Annotated in this window: 16 protein-coding genes and 1 pseudogene; 14 read left to right on the forward strand and 3 right to left on the reverse strand. The window is 72.1% G+C overall.

From position 1 onward, the window contains the following. Positions 1-88: 88 nt before the first annotated feature. Together ACPC54_RS37950 and ACPC54_RS37955 are read right to left on the reverse strand one after the other, a co-directional pair. A complete protein-coding gene (locus tag ACPC54_RS37950; protein ID WP_498971630.1) occupies positions 89-1,804 on the reverse strand; it encodes a glycosyltransferase family 2 protein in 1,716 nt (571 codons plus the stop codon). Positions 1,805-2,025: 221 nt separating this feature from the next. Further along, positions 2,026-2,592 carry a GNAT family N-acetyltransferase gene (locus tag ACPC54_RS37955; protein WP_498971567.1) on the reverse strand — a complete coding sequence of 189 codons (567 nt, stop codon included), beginning with the start codon at positions 2,590-2,592 and terminating at the stop codon, positions 2,026-2,028. A 302-nt stretch (positions 2,593-2,894) separates the two neighbouring features. On the opposite strand from ACPC54_RS37955, the gene ACPC54_RS37960 reads away from it, so the two are divergent. From ACPC54_RS37960 to ACPC54_RS38010, 11 genes are all read left to right on the forward strand, one after another. After that, positions 2,895-3,794 (forward strand): lysozyme, encoded by a 900-nt coding sequence (locus ACPC54_RS37960; RefSeq protein WP_498971569.1) that lies wholly within the window; start codon positions 2,895-2,897, stop codon positions 3,792-3,794. 418 nt (positions 3,795-4,212) lie between these two features. Then, positions 4,213-4,392: a hypothetical protein gene (locus ACPC54_RS37965; RefSeq protein ID WP_498971571.1), complete on the forward strand. Its 180-nt coding sequence runs from the start codon at positions 4,213-4,215 to the stop codon at positions 4,390-4,392. Then, positions 4,364-4,894 carry a DUF6879 family protein gene (locus ACPC54_RS37970; RefSeq protein WP_498971573.1) on the forward strand — a complete coding sequence of 177 codons (531 nt, stop codon included), beginning with the start codon at positions 4,364-4,366 and terminating at the stop codon, positions 4,892-4,894. Before ACPC54_RS37965 ends, ACPC54_RS37970 begins: the two co-directional genes overlap by 29 nt. A gap of 20 nt (positions 4,895-4,914) precedes the next feature. Beyond that, entirely contained in the window at positions 4,915-5,763 is an 849-nt protein-coding gene (locus ACPC54_RS37975) for a helix-turn-helix domain-containing protein (RefSeq protein ID WP_498971574.1), read from the forward strand. A 222-nt stretch (positions 5,764-5,985) separates the two neighbouring features. After that, complete coding sequence (locus tag ACPC54_RS37980; RefSeq protein WP_498971576.1) at positions 5,986-6,177, forward strand: hypothetical protein; 192 nt, start codon at positions 5,986-5,988, stop codon at positions 6,175-6,177. A 132-nt stretch (positions 6,178-6,309) separates the two neighbouring features. Beyond that, positions 6,310-6,732, forward strand: a complete 423-nt coding sequence (locus ACPC54_RS37985) for a hypothetical protein (RefSeq protein WP_498971578.1) — start codon at positions 6,310-6,312, stop codon at positions 6,730-6,732. Between the two features lie 83 nt (positions 6,733-6,815). Next, positions 6,816-7,385, forward strand: coding sequence for a hypothetical protein (locus ACPC54_RS37990; RefSeq protein WP_498971580.1), 570 nt, complete (start codon positions 6,816-6,818; stop codon positions 7,383-7,385). Beyond that, positions 7,349-8,194, forward strand: a complete 846-nt coding sequence (locus ACPC54_RS37995; protein WP_498971582.1) for a protein kinase domain-containing protein — start codon at positions 7,349-7,351, stop codon at positions 8,192-8,194. Before ACPC54_RS37990 ends, ACPC54_RS37995 begins: the two co-directional genes overlap by 37 nt. After that, positions 8,191-8,703, forward strand: coding sequence for a GNAT family N-acetyltransferase (locus tag ACPC54_RS38000; protein ID WP_498971584.1), 513 nt, complete (start codon positions 8,191-8,193; stop codon positions 8,701-8,703). The genes ACPC54_RS37995 and ACPC54_RS38000 overlap by 4 nt, the downstream gene beginning before the upstream one ends. Then, positions 8,685-8,828 (forward strand): hypothetical protein, encoded by a 144-nt coding sequence (locus tag ACPC54_RS38005; protein ID WP_498971586.1) that lies wholly within the window; start codon positions 8,685-8,687, stop codon positions 8,826-8,828. Before ACPC54_RS38000 ends, ACPC54_RS38005 begins: the two co-directional genes overlap by 19 nt. 170 nt (positions 8,829-8,998) lie before the next feature. Further along, positions 8,999-9,490: a universal stress protein gene (locus ACPC54_RS38010; RefSeq protein WP_498971588.1), complete on the forward strand. Its 492-nt coding sequence runs from the start codon at positions 8,999-9,001 to the stop codon at positions 9,488-9,490. A 165-nt stretch (positions 9,491-9,655) separates the two neighbouring features. Here ACPC54_RS38010 and ACPC54_RS38015 read toward each other — a convergent pair. Next, positions 9,656-9,857 (reverse strand): annotated as a pseudogene (locus ACPC54_RS38015) (GntR family transcriptional regulator); the annotation flags it as partial. Positions 9,858-10,180: 323 nt separating this feature from the next. Between ACPC54_RS38015 and ACPC54_RS38020 the strand changes: the two are divergent. The 3 genes from ACPC54_RS38020 (at position 10,181) to ACPC54_RS38030 (ending at position 15,316) form a co-directional block, all read left to right on the forward strand. Beyond that, positions 10,181-12,202, forward strand: coding sequence for a glycoside hydrolase family 6 protein (locus ACPC54_RS38020; protein WP_498971590.1), 2,022 nt, complete (start codon positions 10,181-10,183; stop codon positions 12,200-12,202). A 59-nt stretch (positions 12,203-12,261) separates the two neighbouring features. Next, positions 12,262-13,836, forward strand: a complete 1,575-nt coding sequence (locus ACPC54_RS38025) for a cellulase family glycosylhydrolase (RefSeq protein WP_498971592.1) — start codon at positions 12,262-12,264, stop codon at positions 13,834-13,836. A gap of 223 nt (positions 13,837-14,059) precedes the next feature. Continuing rightward, complete coding sequence (locus ACPC54_RS38030; protein ID WP_498971632.1) at positions 14,060-15,316, forward strand: SLC13 family permease; 1,257 nt, start codon at positions 14,060-14,062, stop codon at positions 15,314-15,316. Positions 15,317-15,455: the final 139 nt, after the last annotated feature.

Raw genomic sequence — 15,455 nt, forward strand, 5'->3', positions numbered from 1 at the left:
GGGGCGACGCGCAAGGAAACGGCTGGGGAAGGGTTCGGGACGGGTTCGGACGGGGCCGGGCGGGGCCGGGCGGGGCCGGGCGGGACCGTCAGAACAGCAGTGGGTCGGCCCACCCGGAGGCGAGCAGCCCGCACAGCAGCAGTGCGGCGGTGACGGCGACGGCTTCGGCCTGTCCGAATCCGAGGTCGGAGCGGCCGCGGGCGGGCGGGGCGACCTCGCCGACTGCGGCGCCCTTGCCGCCGTCCGTCCCCCGTAGCAGCGGCCACAGGGCCCGGATCAGCGGGACCATCGTGTAGGCGGTGAGGGCGAGCAGCGCGGTGAGCGCCCAGTAGGGCTGCCAGCCGTACCGCAGCGCGGCCTGGGCGAGTCCGGCGGCGCCGGCCACGACCACGAGCCCGAGCCAGCCGACGCCGGTCCGGGCGACGGTGCGGGCGAGGGAACTGCCGCCGGAGACGGCGCCGGTGGGCACCCAGTCGGCGGAGCGGCGGCGCAGCGCGTGCGCGATGGCGACGATGTGGCAGAGCCCGCCGAGGAGTTGGACGCGGGTGACCTCGAAGCGCCAGCGGGTGCGGGACATCGCGGGCAGCAGCACGAGGGCGACCCAGATGGGCGGCAGGAACGGCAGGACCTGCCAGGGCTGGATCTGTTCGGGCCGGAAGTACAGCATGATCAGGGCGGGCAGCGGCACGGCGAAGACGTTGACCGCGCTGGTGACGTAACCGAGGATGCCGTTCCAGAAGCAGAGCCGGGCGGAGCGGGGCAGCGGGCCGCGCCGGAAGTCGGGGTCGCCGACGAGCGCGAGCGAGCCGAGGCACCAGCGGTACTGCTGGCTGATGAAGGCGGGCAGGCCGGTGGGCGACATGCCCTTGGCGACGAGCGCGGGCACGTACCGGGTGGTCCATCCGGCGCGGGCGAGGGCGAGTCCGGTGTACAGGTCCTCGCTGTGGTCGATCTCGGCGAACCCGCCCACGCGCCGCAGTGCCGCGCGGCGGTAGAGGGCGTTGGTGCCACAGCAGACGGTGCCGTCCTGGGCGTCCCGGGAGGGCTGGATCCAGCGGTAGAAGATCTCCTGGGTGGCTCCGGCGGCGCGTTCGAGCCAGGACATGTCGGCGTCCGTGTCGAAGCACTGCGGGCTCTGCACGATGCCGACCTCGGGGTTGTCGAGGTAGGGCACCAGGTGGTGCAGGAAGTCGGGGCGGGGGCAGAAGTCGGCGTCGAGGACGGCGATGATCTCGCCGTCGCCCTCGGCGAGGCCGTGGTTGAGGTTGCCGGCCTTCTTGAAGCGGCCGCGGTCGGGGCGGGCGCGGTACCGGAAGCCGTAGGACTCGGCGAGTTCGCGGACTTCGGGGCGGTCGGCGTCGTCGAGGACGAGGACGGTGAGTTCGCCGGGCCAGCGGACGGCGGCGGTGTGCCGGTAGGCGTTGTCGAGGACGGCGAGGGGTTCGCCGGCGGTGGGCAGCAGCAGGTCGACGCTGGGGTGGCGCTCGGGGTTCCAGGCACGCAGCAGCAGGTCGTGGGAGTCGCGGGTGTAGCGGCGGGCGCGCTGCCCGTCCGCGACGGAGAGCAGCCAGGTGGCCGCGTTGAGCAGGGTGAGGAGCAGGAACGGCCAGAGCAGCGGGGTGCTGAGGGCGAACAGGCCGAGTGTGGCGGTGGCGCCGGCGTAGGAGAGGGTGGCGCAGAGCAGCACCCAGCGGCGCTGCGGGCCGAAGTACCAGTACAGCTCCTCGTCGTCGGGTGGGCGGGGCAGGCGGTGGTCGGGGTCGGCGGCGGCCGGGCGGTGCGGGCCGGTGCCGGGTGCGGGCATGGCGGTGCCATGGAGTACGGGCATGCGGAAATGGCCCCCCTGGGCATGGGACGGAACGTGGCCGTTCGCCCTCAGCCTCTCACATTGGCCTAGACCAATCATGAATTCGGTGTGACATCTCCGCATCGCCCCTGGTCAGCGGGTTGACGTCAAATCAGCTCCCGACGAAACGTCAAATGATCAACGTTCGGACGTCCGATCACTCGCCTCCCGCCCGCCCCTCAGAGCGCTCCGAGCTCCTTCGTCAACTGCTCGAACCGGAGGTCCGCCCGGCGCGGCAGGCCGAAGCGCTCGTCGCCGTACGGGAACGGGCTGTACACCCCGGTCCGGCGGTAGCCGCGCCGCTCGTACCAGGCGATCAGGTCGGCGCGCTGCTCCACCACCTTCATCTCCAGCACCCGCACGCCCCACTCCTCACGGGCCACCCGCTCCGCCTCGGCCAGCACGACCCGGCCGATGCCGCCGCCCTGCAGCGTCGGGCGCACCGAGAACATGCCGAAGTAGGCGCTGTCCGCCCGCCGTTCGAGCTGGCAGCAGGCGATCAGCTCGCCGTCGCGCTCGGCCACCAGCACCACCCCCTCCCGGTCCTGGACGGCCGCGGCCACGCTGTCCGGGTCGGTGCGCTGCCCGTCCAGCAGGTCGGCCTCGGTGGTCCAGCCGGCCCGGCTGGCCTCGCCCCGGTAGGCGGACTCGACGAGCGTCACCAAGGCCGGGACGTCGGCGAGCGTGGCGGTCCGGAGAGTCGGCTCCCCGGTGAAGCCGGCGGAACCGGCGGTGGTCTCGGACATGGCGAATCCCTTCGTCCTACGGCGGCACCGGCCGCGCCGGGCGGCGGCCGGTCCGGGCATCGTGCCACAGCCCCCGGGCGGCCCCCCGGGCCGGGGACCAGCACGAACGCCCAGCCGGGCCGCCCCCGGCGGGCACCGCCCGCGCCGGCCGGGGGCGGCCGCTGCCGCGTGACGTCCGTTCAAGAAGTGGCCGAGGATATCTGGCGGCACTGGCGGGTACATGGCTAGGGTGCTCCCCTGCCGGATCAACTCCCGGCACCAGCAGGCCCCTTGGGCCAACGCACCGGAACAGAGGAGTGCTCATGACCCGCTCTTCCCGCTCCGCCCGCACCGCCGCCCCCGCGCCGAGACCGGCCGGCCGCCGCCGACTGCCCGTCCTCGCCGCCCTCGCCGCCGCCACCGCCCTGGTCACCGGCCTCGCCGCCACCGCGTACGCGGCCGAGCCGACCACGGCCGACTCCGCCGCCCCCGTCGTCGAGGGCCGGCCCGGCTTCCACCCCGAGCGCGACTTCGCCGGCTCCACCGTCGCCGCCCACGAGGGCCGCGGCGCGGCGCCGTACGCCTCGCTGGCCGTCACCCAGACCCCCGGCATGGACGTCGCCAGCTACCAGGGCAACGTCGACTGGAGCACCGCGGCCGCCAACGGCGCCCAGTTCGCCTACGTCAAGGCCACCGAGGGCACCGGCTACACCAACCCGTACTTCGCCCAGCAGTACAACGGCTCCTACAACGCGGGCATGATCCGCGGCGCCTACCACTTCGCGCTGCCGAACAGCTCCTCCGGCGCCACCCAGGCCAACTACTTCGTCAGCCACGGCGGCGGCTGGTCCGCCGACGGCCAGACCCTGCCGCCCGCGCTCGACATCGAGTACAACCCCTACGGCGCGACCTGCTACGGCCTGAGCCAGTGGGGCATGGTCAACTGGATCCGCGACTTCAGCAACACCGTGCACAACCTCACCGGCCGCTATCCCACGATCTACACCACCACCAACTGGTGGTCCCAGTGCACCGGGAACGACGGCAGCTTCGGCTCGACCAACCCGCTCTGGATCGCCCGCTACTCCAGCAGCCCCGGCACCCTCCCGAACGGCTGGGGCTACCAGACCTTCTGGCAGTACGCCGACTCCGGCACCTTCCCCGGCGACCAGAACCTCTTCAACGGCGCCTCCGACCGCCTGAGCGCCCTCGCCCTCGGCTGAGCACCCCCCGGCCCGCCGGTCCCGGCCGCTCGCCGTGAGCGGCCGGGACCGTCCCCCGCCGCTGCCGTTCCACCAACGGCAGCGGCGGGGGTTCAACGACATCGGCCGTTGGGCAGAGGGTTGGCGGGGTGGGGGGATCGGTGCCTGGCCCGACCACCGCTTCGACGTCGTCCTCAACGACGGCGACTTCGCCGCGCCAAGCCTTGCCCCCTCCTCGGGACTGGACGTTCCGCTGCCTCAAACCTGGTAGTTCGCCAGAAATGGAAACTCCTGACAGGGCGAGCCTCCAAGGCGGAGTATGGGCATCGGCTCAGGTCTGCAACTGAGCGCAACCGGCTCGACACGGGAGGATCAGATGGCACTACGGTTCGTTGCGAAGGACGAGAAGTCGGGGGATCACGGGTCTCCCACTGTGTGGGTGGACCCGGACACCCGCGACTTCGTCATCCAGGGGTGGAAGATCGACGAGGCAACGACGGCCGATTGCCTGGCTGACGGTCCGATCCCGGATCATGAGACCGTGGTCCGCATCCCTGCCCGGATGGCTAAGGCGCTCAAGGAGGCGTTGGATGTCGCAGAGCTTGAACAGCTTCGCTGACCTCTTGAGGGCTGCGCGGAAGTCCGCGGTCCATCTGGAACTGCGCGATGTCTACTCGGTCGGCAACGAGGATGAAGGCTTCCGGGCCTGGAAGGCCGGCCACCGACTTGATCCTGCCGACCGCTCGTCCTGGTGGAGGCCGTGGCTCGACCTCGTTCAGGAGGTGACCGCCAGTGGCGTCTCCGTGAAGCGAGCCAGAGTCATCTCGGAGCCGGCGAGCGAGTACATCCAGTACGAGCACTCGTTCACCTTCACCAACGTGGCCGGTGGCGAGGAAGTGCGGTGGCTGCCTCGCCGGAATGCCTCCGACCTTCTTCTTCCCGGAAACGACTTCTGGTTGTTCGACGGCAGGATCGTCCAGTTCAACATCTTTGACGGCGAGGGCCGATGGGTGCACACGGATCAGAGTGAAGATCCCGATGTGGCCCGGCTCTGCGCGGCAGCCTTCGACGCTGTGTGGGAGCGTGCCATCCCTCACGAGGCTTACAGCATCGCCGAGTAGCCACCACAGGCGGCCGGTCCATGTCCTCGTCTCCCCTCTCCAGTGCCCAAGCCGCACGGAAGGCGCTCGCCGATCAGCTCGACCAGATCCGGCGTGACGCCGGGCTTTCAGGGCTTGAACTGGCCGTACGGTGTGGGTGGCACAAGTCCAAGTCGTCCCGCATCGCCCGTGGTCTGACGGTGCCCTCCGACAGCGACATCCGTGCTTGGTGCACGGCCTGTGGGTCTGCGGAGAAGGCGTCGGATCTGGTCGCGGCGTCGCGCACCGCCGAGTCGATGTACACACAGTGGCGAGACCTCCACCGTGACGGCATGAAACGGGTGCACCAGAAGACCCTGCCGCTCTACCAGCGGACACGAAAGTTCAAGGTGTACGCCTCCAACGTCATGCCTGGGATGACGCAGACGGCCCCGTACGCAACCGGGCTCCTCCGCTCGATCACGACCTTCCAGGGCACCCCGGACGACGTGGAGGATGCGGTGAAGGCCCGGCTCAAGCGATCCCGTGTCCTGAACGATGCCGGCCATCAGTTCGCCCTCGTCCTGGAAGAGGCCGTTCTCTACTACGGCGTGTGTGACGACGAAGCACTTGCGGGTCAGCTCGACCACCTGCTGGTGATCGCCTCCCTCCCGAACGTCTCTGTCGGCGTCATCCCGTTCCGGGCCCGCCGAACCGTTTGGCCACTCGAAGCGTTCTACGTCTTCGACGAGAGCCTCGTGGCGGTCGAGACGCTGACGGCGGAGATCAACGTCACGGCTCCCGGCGAGATCCGCACCTACCTCCGCGCCTTCGCCGAACTGGCCAGGATCGCAGTTCACGGAGCCGAAGCTCGAAGGCGAATCGCCAAGGCACGCAGCGCCCTCGGGTGAACCTGTGCAACCGCGTGCAACTTCGTGGCACTGCCTGTGACGGACTCCCTACGGTCTATTACGCACCCCCACCGCCACGGCGACGGAGGAGAGACCGATGGTGAGACGCACCCCCCAAGACCAAGCGTGAGTACCGGGAGGCGCTCACGCCTGGGTCAACCGGGACGGCTCCAGTGACCCCTACCCGGAGATGGTCCCGCTGGAGGACTCGGAGGCCGCGGATTGAGCACGCCGCTGCCCGTCCGGGTCACCGGTGAGGGGTTCGCCGGGGACCGGCCGGACGGCTACCTCGAGACCGCTGAGCGGGCAGCTCGCGGAGTCCCGACCCCCGTGCCGGCCGCCGTCGCCTACACCCTCTCGCTGCTCACGCTGATAGCGCTGGCGACGGCACTCATCGCCTGCGGCCGCTTCTAGGCGCAACCCGCGCCCCTCGGGCGCCCACAAGCTCCCGGCCCGACGAAGAGTCTGACGGGCTGGGCCTGCATCACCCCGCACGACTGTTCGCCCACACCCGGGCGGACAGAGCCAACCCGATGGGAGAGGCATGTGAGCACCGCCACCATCAAGCCCGGCGTCGAGCTGGACGAACTGGGCAAGTTCTTCACAATCGCCGCGCGCCGGATCGACGCGGGCCAGAGCGCGCCGGAGATGTTCTCCACCGCGATCGACGCCACGTGGCACTCGCTCGTCGCGGACCCGGCCGCGCACGAGGCGTTCACCCTCCGGCACGCCGGCCGCAAGTTGGCCCACGTCGAGAGCGCGGGCAGCGGCCACATCGCCTGGGTGAGCGCGTACGAGGAGGCGTACGGTTCCCTGCCGGAGATCTGGTTCACCGACGCCAACGGCAGGGTCAACACCGGGGCTCTGGCCCGCTACCGCGACACGGGCGAGGTCTTCGCCGAGTGGGACTGCTCGCCCGCCCCGGGCGACGGCGACGGCGACGTGGTCCCCGCGGCGTCCTACCTGTGATCATCGCGCCGATCGACGGAGCGTCCCGGCCCACCGCCGGGGCGCTCCGCCTCACCGAGGCTCGGACGGAGAACCCCGTCAGCGTGGACGTGAACAACTACCTCGCCGGCTTGTACCAGCACTGCCCGTTCCTGCGCCCGTCCACGAGACGCGGCATGACCGGGTGGACCGTGTACGAGATCACCCCGGGCAGCCACCGGTACGCCGTGGAAGCCGAGTTGTTCCATGCCGGGGTCCAGGCCGCCGAATGGGTTCGCCCGCTGATGGCGCGGCCGAACGGACTTCTCGTGTGCGAGAACGTGGTGCTGGTCGGGCGCTGCGAAGGCGCGGACCACCGCGAGTTGCTGGCCTGGCCGCACTGGGCGTTGAAGAACCTCTATGCGCCGGTCGGGGTCATGTTCGGCAAGTTCCCCAGGGGTGCTGTCGAGCTGGGCCGACGCGGGGAGAACATCCCGCCGCCGCCCTTCTCGTTCCTCCCGGTGCGGGTGGGCGTCCGCCCACTGGACCCGAAGTTCCTGAAGGACACGCCCGATCTTGCGTCGGCGCTGGCCGTGTCGGCCGATGACGGCCGGGACGTGTTCGAGCACATCCCTTGCGAGTGGAAGGCAGTTCGAGAATGGGCGAGTTCGCGTCCGATGCCGGTGACGCGCTGAAGGCTGCCGAGAGCATCTGCGGCCCTCTGAAGCTGGAGGAGGTCAGCAGCCGGCGGGGCTCGACGGTGTGGAAGGCAACCGGTCCGCTGGGCTCGGCAAGCATCAAGCTCGGCACAGGCGAGGCAGCCGAGATCACCGCGCGCGAAGCCTCCGTGCTGGAACAGCTCCCCGGCTACTCCGTGGATGTCGGCCGGCTTGCCACTGGTGTCTGGTACGTCACCCCGTGGCTGTCCGGGCCGTCCACGTGGGACGTCTTCCGACCCGTACGCAAGGGCGACGGCGGGCGCGAGGACGCCCTGAGCGCTGTGACGGGACTGTGCCGCGCCGTGGCCGATCTCCACGCAGAGGGGTGGGTCCACGGTGACCTCCAGCCCGCCCACGGCATCCACGGCAAGGACGGAACGGCGCGCCTCATCGACTTCGCCTGGTCCCGCAGGATCGGCAGCACCCCGTGGACGGCGTTCGAGGGCACGATGATCCACCTCACCGCACCCGAGCTGGCCGCCCGGATCATCGACGGACCCCAACCCGTCGACACGACCCGGACAGCCGACGTCTACGCCCTCGCCGGAACCCTGTGGACCTGCGTCACCGGCGCGTGGCCCCTGGACTACGAGCGGGCCGGCCTGAAGAAGGAAGCGCCGCTGGAGGAGATCCGCAAGGCCATCGCCCACCGCGCCGTCCCGATCGCCACCGCGATGCCCTGGCCCGCCCTCCAGGCCCGGCTGCGCTACGTCCTGCTGGCCGCACCCGACGACCGGCCCACCGCCGCAGAACTCGTGAAGCTCATCGAAGCGGTGGACGTGTGATCGAGCTGCGGGAGCTGGCCCCCGGCGACGCCGAGGCCGTTCTGCGGATCTACAGCGCGGAGTCGACCAAGCATCTGGGCCGGGCCCCGATGGATGCTGGCGAAGCCCGCTACTACGCCCGCAGCGCCGCCGCTTCCGCAGCACAGTCGCCGCGCACGCTCTACGTGCTCGGACTCGTCGTGGACGGTGACCTCGTCGGAGTCCTCAAGCTCCACCTTGACCGGCCCGTCGCCGCGATCAGCTACATCCTGCGCGCGGACGCTTGGGGGCGGGGATACGCCACCGAGGGAGTCCGCAAGATCCTCGCCCTGGCGTTCGGGCACCTCGGATTGCCCGAGGTCCGCGCCAAGCATCACCCGGACAACCCCGCCTCGGGCCGCGTCCTCGCCAAGGCCGGGTTCACCCCCACCGGCACGCTCACCGGACTCCACACCTACGCCATCCGGCCCCCACCAGCCGTCCGCCCATCCCCGCACAACCGGAGCACGCCATGGAACGCGTTGCTCTGATCGTCATCCTCGCCATCTACGCGGTGACCGGCATCCGCTACTACCGCACGCCCCGGGGACGAGGCCGACCTCGGCACCTCTTCAACGGCGCCTCCGACCGCCTGAGCGCCCTCGCCCTCGGCTGACGCCCGGCCGCTGAGCACGGCGGCCCCGGCGCCCTGCGGACGATCGCGGGGCACCGGGGCCGCCCGGGGCCGGGGGCGGTGCGGGCGGGGACAGCCCGTCGTGCCCGCTGCCGCGGCGCCGGTCGGGGTGGCACTGTGGGATTCCCCGCACGTCACTGGAGGCTGACACCGTGACCGTCGTCGTCTGGATCACCGAAGGCACCTGGCCCGCCTGTGTCGACGCCGCCCGCGCCCACGCGCCGCAGGGCGCGGAGCTCGTGCTGCTGCACATCAGCGGACAGGACGTCGCCGGCCTCGCGCACGGGGCCTTCGCCGGCCTGCTCGGACGCGGCCACCGCGAGCGCGACCCCGGCGACCGGGTGGAGGTCCTGGCCACCGCCTCCGGCCAGCACCTCCTGGACGCCGCCGCCGACCGTCTCGGCCGGCCCTGCACCCGCCTGGAGCGCACCGGCCGCACCGAACGCGAGGTCGTCGCGGCGGCCGACGGGGCCGAGTTGCTCGTCCTCGCCCGCGACGGCGACCGCACCCGCCTCGGGCCCCACAGCCTCGGCCCCGCCACCCGCTTCGTCGTCGACCACGCTCCCTGCCCCGTGCTGCTGGTCTGGCCGGAACCCGCACCGGGGGCCGACACCCTGCCGCCCCCGCCGCGCCACCACCGGTGACGCCACCGGCCGGTGGTCAGTGGCCGACGTCCGGCGCCGGGTAGGAGAGCCGGCGCCGGCTGCCCGCGGGAAAGCGGGCCCGAAGGCGCCGCCCGTCGCCGGGGACGGTGGTGGCGGCCAGGTTGCCCGCCTCGTCGGTCAGGAGGGCGGCGAGGGCGGTGAGGCTCCCGCCGGTGCCGTCGCCCCGCCGGATCTCCAGGACCCGGGCGACGACGAGTGTCTTGACCGCCTCGCGCCTCAGGTTCCGGGACAGGCCCAGCTCGGCCGCGAGCTGCTGCTCGGGGGGGGGGCAGCTTGGAGCCGGGGGCAGCTCGCCGTCCCGGATCAGCTGCCGGATGCGGGCGATGGCCTTGTCGGCCGGTGACACAGCGTCAACCTGGCGGGAGATCCCGTGTCCTGGAGGAGACCCGATGATTCACCTTCGTCGACTCCCGTACACCACCTGCCAGTTCGGCGGCACCGGCACAGCTCGTGATCGCCCGAGGGTGCCCCCGCCGGGCCGATCCATCCCATGTGTCGGCCCGGCGGGGGCAGGTAAGTTTCACGGTCGTGCGGGAGCGCTCCCGCGACCATTGACGACGATTCGAGAGCGCTGGCTTGATGAGGAGGGGATCGCCTCGCCTCGCCGCGGGAGCGCTCCCACTCGATTCCGAGATCCGCCAGGAACCACCCTTCCGAAAGGACCCGGACGTGCCCCAACCCGCCCTGCGCCGCCTGCGCACAGCAGCGGCCGCCATGGTGCTCGGCGTCGCCGGCCTGCTGCCGAGCATCGGCGCCGCCACCCCCGCGCAAGCCACCCCGGCACAAGCCGCCCCCGCGCAAGCCGCCGCCGTCCACGTCGCCAACCCGTTCGTCGGCGCGACCAGCTACCTCAACCCGGACTTCACGGCCAAGGTCAACTCCCAGGCCGGCGCCGACGGCGGCGCCCTGGGGGCGCTGGAATCCCAGGTCGCCGCCAACCCCACCGCCGTCTGGATGGACCACATCGGCGCGATCACCGGTGACTCCACCCATCTCAGCCTCCGGTCCCACCTCGACCAGGCCCTCGCCCAGCAGCAGGGAAGCACGCCGATCGTCTTCCCGGTCGTCGTCTACGACCTGCCGGGACGGGACTGCGCCGCGATCGCCTCCAACGGTGAACTCCCCGCCACAGCAGCCGGGTTGACCACCTACGAGACGCAGTACGTGGACCCGATCGCGGCCGTGCTGGCAGATCCGAAGTACGCCGGTGTCAGGATCGCGGCCGTCATCGAGCCGGACTCACTGCCCAACGCCGTGACCAACCAGTCCAAGCCGACCTGCGCCACCGCCACCCCGTACTACGAGGCGGGCATCGAGTACGCACTCAACAAGCTCCACGCCATCCCCAACGTGTACGACTACCTCGACATCGGTCACGCGGGCTGGCTCGGCTGGTCCACCAACATGGTGCCGGCGGGCCGGGAGTACGCCAAGGTCGCCCAGGCCACGACGGCCGGGTTCGCCAGCGTCGACGGCTTCATCAGCGACACCGCCAACACCACGCCGCTCGGCGAGCCGTTCCTCACCGACCCCGACCTCAACGTCGGCGGGCAGCCCCTCAAGTCGGCCGACTTCTACCAGTACAACCCCGCGTTCGACGAGTACCACTACGACACCGCGATGTACGCCACCCTGGTCTCCAACGGGTTCCCGAGCAGCATCGGCATGCTGGTCGACACCTCGCGCAACGGCTGGGGCGGCCCCGCCCGACCCACCGCGCTCGACTCCGCCCCCACCACGGTGAACGCGTACGTCGCGGCCAACAAGGTCGACCGGAAGCCCTTCCGCGGCGACTGGTGCAACATCATCGGCACCGGCATCGGCGCCCGTCCGCAGGCCCAGCCGTACGGCGCGGGCAACCCGATCATCGCGTTCCTCTGGGTCAAGCCGCCGGGCGAGTCGGACGGCGACTACCCGAGCGCCTCCCACCCCCACGGGGACCCGCACTGCGACCCGAACGGCACCCAGACCGACGGCAACGGCAACACCTACCCCACCGACTCCATGCCCGGTGACAACATCCCGGCCGGACAGTGGCACCCCGCCCAGTTCCGGCAGCTGGTGCAGAACGCGTACCCGGCGTTCGGCACCCCCGGCGGCGGCACCGGTCCGACCGCGCCGACCGGACTGACCGTCACCGGTACCACCAGCGGCAGCGTGTCGCTCAGCTGGACGGCGTCCACCGACCCGGCCGGCGTGACCGGCTACTCGGTGTACCGGAACGGGACCAGGGTCGCGACCACGACCGGCACCGGTTACACCGACTCCGGACTCTCCCCCGCCACCGCCTACCAGTACACCGTCACGGCGCAGGACGCGGCCGGGAAGGTCTCCCCCGCCTCCACCGCGGTGACCGCCACCACGGCGGCCTCGGGCGGCGGCGGCAGCAGCGGCTGCTCCGCCGGCTACGCGGTCGGCAACGACTGGGGCAGCGGCTTCACGGCCGCCGTCACCGTCACCAACACCGGCACCACGCCCACCAAGTCCTGGACGGTCACCTGGAGTTGGGGCGGCAACCAGCAGATCACCAACAGCTGGAACGCCACCGTCGCCCAGAGCGGCAGCACGGTGACGGCCGCCGGCCAGGCCTACAACAGCGCGCTCGCGCCGAACGCCACCACCAGCTTCGGCTTCCAGGCCGCCTACTCGGGTGGCGACACCGCTCCGTCCCTGACCTGCACCGCGAGCTGACCTCCACCCCCCGCCGGGGCCGCGCCCGCGGCCCCGGCCCCACCTCCGAGGAGCTCGGCATGCCCCGTACCGTCCCTGCGCGCACCGCCCCTCGCCGCGCCGGATCCGCCCGCACCGCATCCGCCCGTACCTCCGCCCGTACCGCATCCGCCCGCACCGCCGGGCTGGCGGCCGCCACCGCCGCGTGCGCCGCCCTGGCGGTGCTCCCGCTCACCGCCGCCGCGGCCCCCACCGCCGGCCTTTCCTGTGGCGTGAAGTACGCCGTCAACGACTGGGGCGGCGGCTTCACCGCCAACCTCACCCTCACCGACACCGGCACCACCGCCGTCAACGGCTGGACCCTCGGCTACGCCTACAGCGGCGACCAGACCCTCCAGAACGGCTGGAACGGCACCTGGAGCCAGAGCGGACGAACAGTCACCGTCACCAACCCCGGCTACGCCCCCACCATCGACCCCGGCGCCTCCTACACCACCAGCGCCAACTTCTCCTACAGCGGCCCCAACGCCGCCCCCACCGCCTTCACCGTCAACGGCACCCCCTGCGGACCGCCGTCGAGCCCGCCCCCGAGCCCCACGCCCACCGCGCCCCCCACCACGACTCCCCCTCCGTCGCCGCCGAGCGGCCCCGCCCCGGCCGTGCACGTCGCGGGCAACACCCTGGCGAAGCCCGACGGCACCCCGATCACCCTCCACGGGGTCAACCGTTCCGGGGCCGAGTTCATGTGCGTCCAGGGCCACGGCATCTTCGACGGCCCGGCCGACCAGGCCTCCGTCACCGCGATGACGTCCTGGCACATCAACGCCGTCCGCGTGCCGCTGAACGAGGACTGCTGGCTCGGCCATTCGAACGTCGACCCCGCCTACGCCGGTTCGGCCTACATCGGCGCGGTGCGCGGCTACGTCGACCTGCTGCACCGGAACGGCCTGGTGGCCGTCCTGGACCTGCACTGGACGGACGGCGCGTACACCGGACCGTCCGCCGGCTGCCCGGACGCCAACGCCACCTGCCAGAAGCCCATGCCGGACGCCGCCGGCGCCATCCCGTTCTGGACCTCGGTGGCGCAGACCTTCAAGGGCGACGACGCGACCGTCCTCGACCTGTTCAACGAGCCCTACCCGTCACGCGCCACCGGCGGCGAGGCCAGCGGCTGGGCCTGCTGGCGGGACGGCGGCAGCTGCCCCGGAATCGGCTTCCAGGTCGCCGGCATGCAGGCGATGGTCGACGCGGTGCGTTCCACCGGCGCGGACAACGTCCTGATGCTGGGCGGCCTGGAGTACGCCAACGACCTCACCCAGTGGGCCGCGTACCGGCCGGCCGATCCCCTGCACAACCTGGCCGCGTCCTGGCACTCGTACAACTTCAACGCCTGCGGCACCGCCTCCTGCTGGGACGCCCAGGTCGCCCCGGTAGCCGCCCAAGTGCCGGTCGTGACCGGGGAGTCGGGCGAGAACGACTGCGCGCACGGCTACCTGGACGCCCTGCTGCCCTGGCTGGACCGGCACGGCGTCTCCTACCTCGCCTGGGCCTGGAACACCTGGGACTGCGGCAGCGGCCCGGCCCTGATCAGCTCCTACGACGGCACGCCGACGGCCTTCGGCGCCGGCTACCGCGCCCACCTGGCCGGCCTGTAGCCGGCCGGCTCCCGGTCGTCGACGCGTCCCAGCCGGAGGCGTTCCGGGGTGTGAACGTTAACAGACGGTGGACTCCGCGATCCCCCACGGTCCGGAGCGGTGCGCGTCCGCCGCGCGCACAGCGCGTACTGTTGGGCCGCACCCGCATGCCGTGACCTCGCGTTTCCGGCTCTTCGGGGGTGCTGCCCGGTGTGATGCCGCCATCGTCTGCAAGGAGTGGATCCTGAGTACCTCGTTCGCGGAAGCGCTGTCGGTCGTCCTGCTGGCGCTGGTCCTGCTCTGCGCGGTGGTACGCCCGTGGGGCTGGCCGGAGGCCGTGGTCGCCGTGCCGGCGGCCGGGCTGGTGGTCGGCGTCGGCGCGATCGCACCGTCGGACGCCCTGGCCGAGGCACAGCGCCTCGGACCGGTGGTCGGCTTCCTGGCAGCCGTGCTCGTACTCGCCCAACTCTGCGACGACGAGGGCCTCTTCCACGCCTGCGGGGCCTGGATGGCCCGCACCGCCGCCGGGCGGCCGCGGCGGCTCCTGGCGCAGGTGTTCGTTGTGGCCTCGGTGATCACGGCGGTGCTCAGCCTGGACGCCACCGTGGTGCTGCTCACCCCGGTGGTCTTCGCCACCGCCGCGCGTCTCGGCGCCCGGCCCAAGCCGCACCTCTACGCCTGCACCCACCTGTCGAACACCGCCTCGCTGCTTCTGCCGGTCTCCAACCTGACCAATCTGCTGGCGTTCGCCGCCAGCGGGCTGAGCTTCACCCGGTTCGCCGCACTGATGGCGCTGCCGTGGCTGGCGGCCATCGCCGTCGAATACCTCGTGCTGCGCCGGTTCTTCGCCGCCGACCTGGACGCGGGCGCACCCGGGCCGGTCGACCCGACGCCGCCGCGGATGCCGCTGTTCGCCCTCGTCACCGTGGCCGGCACGCTGGGCGGATTCATCCTCACCTCCGTGGTCGGGATCGATCCCGCGTGGGCCGCCCTGGCCGGCGCCCTCGTCCTCGCCGTCCGCGCGCTGGCCCGGCGGCGCACCACCCCGTCCGCGATCGTCCGCTCCGCCGCCGTGCCGTTCCTGGCCTTCGTGCTGGCGCTCGGCGTCGTGGTGCGGGCCGTGGTCGACAACGGACTGGCCTCCGCGCTCGGGCACCTCGTCCCGCACGGCACCGGCCTGGCCGCGCTGCTCGGCATCGCGGCGCTGGCGGCGGTACTGGCCAACGTCATCAACAACCTGCCCGCGACCCTCGTGCTGCTGCCGCTGGCCGCCCCGGCCGGGGCGGGTGCGGTGCTCGCGGTGCTGCTCGGGGTGAACATCGGCCCCAACCTCACCTACGCCGGGTCCCTCGCCACCCTGCTGTGGCGGCGCATCGTCCGGGAGCACGACACCGACGTCGGCCTGGGCGAGTTCACCCGGCTCGGACTGCTCGTCGTACCCGCCGCCCTGGTGGCGGCCGTGCTCGCGCTGTGGGGGTCCCTGCAGACCATCGGAGGGTGAGGACGGCCGCCCGTCCCGCCCCTCCGACGGCTCTGCTCGGGTGCCGGGAGCCGGCCCTCGGCATAGCGTGGCCGACGGCGCCCGCCGGCACGTCGCGGGCGCGAGACGACAGACAGCCCGAACTCCAGGAGGCCGGTCC

The organism is Kitasatospora sp. NPDC094028 (assembly GCF_049543595.1).
Lineage (GTDB): Bacteria > Actinomycetota > Actinomycetes > Streptomycetales > Streptomycetaceae > Kitasatospora.